This window comes from Angustibacter sp. Root456 (assembly GCF_001426435.1).
Classification (GTDB): Bacteria; Actinomycetota; Actinomycetes; order Actinomycetales; family Angustibacteraceae; genus Angustibacter.
In genome coordinates this window covers 39,421-45,805 of sequence record NZ_LMER01000020.1, presented here as the reverse complement: position 1 = coordinate 45,805, position 6,385 = coordinate 39,421, and the positions used below count along the sequence as shown (strand labels likewise).

Here is a 6,385-nt window from a genome sequence, read left to right as displayed (position 1 = left end):
GGGGGGTGCGCTGGCGTGCATGATCACGGACGGCGGGGGGTGCGCTGGCGTGCATGATCACGGGCGGGAGGGGCGCCGGTGCATCAAGGGCGGCCCACGGCGTGCCGATGATCAGACGTGGCCTCGCCCGACCTCGCACCGGCTCCCTCCTCGGCGACGGTGCTCGCTGCACGGAGCATGGTCGTCATCGGGGTGCTGTCGGGTGTCGCGACGTGGGGAACGTCGTTCGTGCCCTACCCCTCCGGCTTCGACGCCGCAGCCGTGCGCGCCGTGGGCCTGGGCACCGTCGCCGCCTCGCTGCTCGTGCTGCTCGTGCCGTGGCGCCGGCTGCCGCTGCGCGCCACCCTCGTGCTCGTGCCGGTGGCCCTCACCCTGATCAGCCTGCACAACACGGTGAGCAGCGGGGACGCCTACCGCTACGGCACCTTCTTCCTCGTGCTCTTCATGTGGATCGGCATCTGGCACCGGCGGGGCACCTCGCTGATGGTGTCGCCGTTCGCGGCCGCCGCGTACGTCGTCCCGCTGCTCATCACCCACCAGCCCACCTACGCCAGCTGGACCGTGCTCTACGCGCTGCCCGTCTTCGTGGTCGGCGGGGAGGTGCTGGCCTGGCGCTCGCAGGCCCTGGCCAGCGCGTTGGAGCGCGTCCGGACGGCGGCCGTCACCGACTCCCTCACCGGCCTGCCCGACCGCACCGTCTTCGAGCAGGCGGTGGCCGACGCCGCGGGCACGGACGCGCAGGTGCTGTTCCTCGACGTCGATGACTTCAAGGCCGTGAACGACCGCCACGGCCACGCCGCGGGTGACGCCGTGCTGGTCAAGGTGGCCGACGCCCTGCGGCGGTCGGTGCGCGAGGGTGACCTGGTGGCGCGCGTCGCTGGTGACGAGTTCGGTGCGGTGCTGCGCGGCCCCGTCACGCCCGAGGCCGGCGAGGCCGTGACACGCCGGCTGGCCGAGGCGCTGGCTGCGTCCGGCCCCGACGGCGCGCCCGTGCGCGTCAGCGTCGGCCTCGCGAGCACGGACGTCGGCAGCGCGCACGAGGTCGTTGCCGCCGCCGACGCCGCGATGTACCGCGAGAAGTGCGAGCGCCGGCGCGCCACCGCCTAGTCGCGGGGGAGCACCGGCATCTCCTGGGTGTCGACACCCAGGATCGCGGCCTCGTCGGGCTTGGCCGGCAGCACCGTGTGCACGTAGTCGTCGACCACCTCGCGCAGCGGGACGTCGCGCCCGCGCCGCTCTGACAGGTACCACCGGTGCTCGAGCACCTCGTGGAACACCTCGGCCGGCTCCAGCTTCTGCCCCAGCTGCTGCGGGACGGCGCGCACGACCGGCTCGAACACGTGCGCGAGCCAGTCGTGGGCCACGATCTCCTCGTCGTCGCCCTGGCGGTTGGTGGCCGCGCGGTAGGAGTCGAGGTCGTTGAGCAGCCGTCGGGCCTGGTTCTCGCCGACGTCCAGGCCGGTGAGGCGCAGCAGGCGGCGCGAGTGGTGCCCGGCGTCGACGACCTTGGGCTGGATCTGCACGGTCGCCCCCTCGATGTCGGTGACGATCGCCAGCTCGCCGACGTCGAAGCCGAGCTCGTTCAGCCGGCGGATGCGTGCGTCGACCCGCCAGCGCTCGCCCTGCTCGAACGACTCGGGCGCCGTGAGCTCGGCCCACAGGGAGCGGTAGCGGTGGATGATCCGCTCGCTCACCGCGACGGGGTCGGCCTCCTCCTCCAGCGCGCCACCGGCCTGCAGGTCCATCAGCTCGCCGGCGATGTTGACGCGCGCGATCTCGAGGTCGTGCTCGCGCTGGCCGTCGCTGAGCGTCTCGCGCAGCTCGCCGGTCTCGGCGTCGACGAGGTACGCCGCGAACGACCCGGCGTCGCGGCGGAACAGCGTGTTCGACAGCGACACGTCGCCCCAGAAGAACCCGGTGAGGTGCAGGCGTACGAGCAGCACCGCGAGGGCGTCGACGAGGCGTGCGGCGGTGTCGGGCCGCAGGGTCTGGCTGAACAGCGCGCGGTACGGCAGGGAGAACTGCAGGTGGCGCGTGACGAGCGCGGGGTCGAGCGGGTTGCCGTCGGCGTCCATGCGGCCCGTGACGACACCGACCGGCTCGACGGCCGGCACGTCGAGGCGGCGCAGCAGCCGCAGCAGGCCGTACTCGCGGCGCGCGAGGTCCTCGCCGATCTCCTTGACGGCGATCACGCGCCCCGACAGCCGCGCGAACCGCACGACGTGCCGGGAGATGCCGCGGGGCAGCGCGGCCAGCTGGCTGGCCGGCCAGTCCTCGAGCGGCAGGTCCCACGGGAGGTCGAGCAGGGCGGGGTCGGGTGAGGCCGCGGTGATCTGCAGGGACGAGTGCAGGGGTGGGGGCGGCATCAGCTTCCTCGAGGAACGTCGGGCGCAGACGCGGGCCGGGCCCGGACGCCGGGGCAGCGGGTCGAGCGCTGCGCCCGGCGTCCGGGGACGACGTCAGTCGCCGAGTCGCTCGCCGGTCTGGGTGTCGAACACGTGCACGTGGCCCGGGTTGGGCGCCAGGTACACCGTCTGACCCTTCTCGGGCGGGGTGCGGCCGTCGACGCGGGCGATGAACGGGCGCGCCTCGCCGAGCAGGTCGGGGTCCTGGTGCTGGTGCGCGGCGACCTCACCGTAGATGTAGGCGTCGGCGCCGAGCTCCTCGACGACGTCGACCGTGACGGGCAGGCCCTGGCCCTCGCCGGTGAGGGTGAGGTCCTCGGGGCGGATGCCGACGGTGACCGAGTCACCCGTGCCCGCGAGGTGCTCGCGCTCGACCGGGTAGGTGGTGCCTCCGAACTTCACGCCGCCCTCGGCCACCGGCAGGTCGAGCAGGTTCATCGCGGGCGAGCCGATGAAGCCGGCGACGAAGACGTTGTTCGGGTGGTCGTACATGCGCCGGGGGGTGTCGACCTGCTGCAGCAGACCGTCCTTGAGCACCGCCACGCGGTCACCCATCGTCATGGCCTCGACCTGGTCGTGGGTGACGTAGACGGTGGTGATGCCGAGGCGGCGCTGCAGCGAGGCGATCTGGGTGCGGGTCTGCACGCGCAGCTTCGCGTCGAGGTTCGACAGCGGCTCGTCCATGAGGAACACCTGCGGCTGGCGGACGATCGCGCGGCCCATGGCGACGCGCTGGCGCTGGCCACCGGAGAGCGCCTTGGGCTTGCGGTCGAGGTACTGCTCGAGGTCGAGGATCTTGGCCGCCTCCTCGACGCGCTGGCGGATCTCGGTCTTGTTGACGCCGGCGATCTTGAGCGCGAAGCCCATGTTGTCGGCCACCGTCATGTGCGGGTAGAGCGCGTAGTTCTGGAAGACCATCGCGATGTCGCGGTCCTTGGGCGCCTCGTGGGTGACGTCGCGGTCACCGATGAGGATGCGTCCTTCGTTGACGTCCTCCAGGCCGGCCAGCATGCGCAGCGAGGTCGTCTTGCCGCAGCCGGAGGGGCCGACCAGAACCAGGAACTCGCCGTCCTGGATGTCGAGGTTGAGCTTGTCGACCGCGGGCTTGTCGCCGCCGGGGTAGATCCGCGTGGCGTTGTCGTAGGTCACGGTGGCCATGAGGGTGTTCCTTCCACCGGCAGGTACGTGCCGGACGATCCGTTGTGGGAGGTGCTCTGTCGGTCGTGCTCTTCAGTTGTGCGCGCCGCTGGGTCAGCCGACCCGGTAGACGTGCGCCGCCGGCCCGCTGGAGGGGAAGGTGGCCTGCCCATCCTCGCTGACGATCGGCTCGCCGTACAGGGTCTGCACCGAATCGGGTCGATTTGTGCCCAGTGCCGAGAGCGGCACGGTGACCTGGGCGTGCGGCGTGCGTGCTGCGTGGACGACGACCGGGCCGTCGGGGTGGTCGCGCACGAAGGTCAGCGCGTCGGGCGTGATCGACAGCCAGCGCAGTCCGCCCCGGCGCAGCGCGACCTCGCTGCGGCGCAGGGCGAGCAGGCGCTGGTAGGCGCTGAGCGTCGTGGCGTCCCAGGCCTCTCGCCGCTGCCAGGGGAACGGCGTGCGGGCGTGCTCGCCGTCCAGCGCCTCGAGGCCGATCTCGTCGCCTGCGAAGAGCTGGGGGACGCCGGGGGAGGTCGCGAGCAGGGCGGCGGCCACGAGCTGCTTGGCGGCGCCGACGACCGTGCGGACGCGGGGGGTGTCGTGCGAGCCGAGCAGGTTGACGCTGCGCTCGCGGGCGCGCCACGGCATCGACGCCGTGAACTCGCGCATGGTGGCGGCGGTGGCCTGCCCGGTGAACGTCGGCACCTCGATCGGGATGCCCAGGTAGGTGCGTCCGTGTCCGGGGGTGTTGAGCCACGTCCACACCGGGCGGGTGAAGGCGGCGTAGGCCATGGTGCCGTCCCAGCCGTGGCCCATGAGGTCGCCGGAGGCGTCATGGCCGTGCTCGGCGAGCAGCCACGCGTCGGGTTCGACGTCGGTCATCGTGGAGCGGACGGCGCGTGCCACCTCGTGCGCGAGGTCGAGGTCGGCGTGCCGGCCGGTCATGTTCGCGACGTCGACGCGCCAGCCGTCGAGGCCGTGCGGCGGCCGCAGCCACTGCGCCACTACGGAGTCTGGGGCGGCGTAGAACCGTTGCCGCAGAGCAGCACTGCGGTGGTCGAGCTTGGGCAGCGAGGGCACGTCGAGCCACATCGCGTAGTCGCTCGGGTGCTCGCGGAAGTGGAAGTACGACGCCTCGTCCGACGTCGCGTCGCGCTGCGCGGCCTGGAACCACTCGTGCGTCACGCCGACGTGGTTGGTGGTGAGGTCGCCGATGACGCGGATGCCGTGACCGTGCGCGGTGTCGACGAGCCGAGCCAGCCCCTCGTCGCCACCGAGCACGGGGTCGACGTGGTCGAAGGTCTGGGCGTCGTAGCGGTGGTTGCTACCCGCGGGCCAGATGGGGGTGAGGTACAGGACGTCGGCGCTCAGCGAGGTGAGGTGGTCGAGGTGCTCGGCGATGCCCGGCAGGTCGCCGCCGTACCACTGGCGCTGCACGAGCGGCCCCTGGTGCACGACGGGGTCGTCCCAGTCGCAGCGCACGGCCCAGTCGGGTGTCTCGCGGCCCGCGTAGGCCTGCGAGCGCGCGAAGCGGTCGGGGAAGACCTGGTAGACCACGGCGTCCGCCGGCCAGTCCGGGGACGTGGGGTCGGCGACGACGCGGAAGTCACTCGCGTCCGTGACGTCCCGCGCGTGCAGGCCGGTGCCGTTGAGCCAGCCGACCGATCCGTCGTGCTGCTGCACGAGGAACCGGTAGGACGTCGTCGGGTTGCTGACGAGAAGGTCGGCACGCCACCAGACGGCGTGCTGGTCGTCGCGGTCGACACGCGCTGGGGCGACGAGCGGCTCGCCGTCCCGCACGCTGCGCAACCAGATGCCTTGCACGCCAGCGGCTCTCGGGGCGCGCACGAGCACCGGGACGACGTCGCCGAGGGCTGGCTCCTGCACCGGGACGTAGGTGACCGACCCGTCATGGTGCGGGAGGTCGTGCTGTGGCAGGTCGTGCAGCGCCGGACTCATCATCCCTTGACCGCGCCGGACGTCAGGCCGCCGACGATGAAGCGCTGCAGGAACTGGAAGAGCAGCACGATGGGCAGCGCCGTGAGCAGGGCGCCTGCGGCGAAGACGCCGAGGTTGTTGCTGCGGTCGCCGTCGATGATGCCGAACAGCCCCACCGCCAGCGTCTTGGAGTCTCCGGAGGTCAGGAAGATGTTGCCGATGATGAACTCGTTGACCACGCCCACGAAGGTCAGCAGGCCGGTCACCGCGAGGATCGGCACGATGAGCGGCAGCAGGATCCGGAAGAACACCGTGCTGGGCGAGCAGCCGTCGATGATGGCGGCCTCGTCGAGCTCGCGCGGCACGGAGTCGAAGAAGCCCTTGATGAGCCACACCTGACCGAGGGAGCCGCCGAGCAGGATGAGGGCGTAGCCGGGGATCGTCGAGAGCCCGATCCACGGGAACACGTCGCCGATCCGGCTGAACATGGCGAACAGCGCGATGATCGCCAGGAACTGCGGGAACATCTGGATCAGCAGGACGGCGAGCAGGCCGCCGCGGCGGCCGGCGAACCGGAAGCGCGAGAAGGCGTAGGCGGCGAAGGCGCTGAACAGCACCTGCAGCGCCGCGATGCCGACGGCCAGCCCGAGGGTGTTGACGTACCAGCGGCCGAAGGGTCGGTTGGGGTTCGCCAGCAGCTTGGAGAAGTTCTCGAGGCTCAGGTGCTGCGGGATGAGCCCGGTGCTGGCCACGGTGCCGAGCGGGTTGAACGCCGCGCTCACGATGTAGAGCGCGGGGAAGACCGCGAACACCACGGCCACGATGCCGACGGCGTGCCGCCAGCCGACCTCCTTCCACCATCGTGCGCCGGTGGGGCGCTCGATGCCGTCCTTGGTCGCCAC

5 protein-coding genes are annotated in these 6,385 nt (G+C 71.9%); 1 reads left to right on the top strand and 4 read right to left on the bottom strand.

Annotation, left to right across the window (positions count from 1 at the left end):
• The first annotated feature begins 117 nt into the window (after window positions 1–117).
• Complete coding sequence (locus ASD06_RS14940) at window positions 118–1,107, top strand: diguanylate cyclase (RefSeq protein ID WP_056679457.1); 990 nt, start codon at window positions 118–120, stop codon at window positions 1,105–1,107.
• On the opposite strand, the gene ASD06_RS14935 is transcribed toward ASD06_RS14940, so the two are convergent.
• The 4 genes from ASD06_RS14935 to ASD06_RS14920 all read right to left on the bottom strand — a co-directional run bounded on the left by ASD06_RS14935 (window position 1,104) and on the right by ASD06_RS14920 (window position 6,385).
• A complete protein-coding gene (locus ASD06_RS14935) occupies window positions 1,104–2,366 on the bottom strand; it encodes a DUF4032 domain-containing protein (RefSeq protein WP_056679456.1) in 1,263 nt (420 codons plus the stop codon). The genes ASD06_RS14940 and ASD06_RS14935 overlap by 4 nt on opposite strands.
• Before the next feature lie 93 nt (window positions 2,367–2,459).
• A complete protein-coding gene (locus tag ASD06_RS14930; RefSeq protein WP_056679454.1) occupies window positions 2,460–3,563 on the bottom strand; it encodes an ABC transporter ATP-binding protein in 1,104 nt (367 codons plus the stop codon).
• Window positions 3,564–3,656: 93 nt separating this feature from the next.
• A complete protein-coding gene (locus ASD06_RS14925; RefSeq protein ID WP_200942238.1) occupies window positions 3,657–5,507 on the bottom strand; it encodes a glycoside hydrolase family 13 protein in 1,851 nt (616 codons plus the stop codon).
• Window positions 5,504–6,385 (bottom strand): sugar ABC transporter permease, encoded by an 882-nt coding sequence (locus ASD06_RS14920; protein ID WP_056679448.1) that lies wholly within the window; start codon window positions 6,383–6,385, stop codon window positions 5,504–5,506. Before ASD06_RS14920 ends, ASD06_RS14925 begins: the two co-directional genes overlap by 4 nt.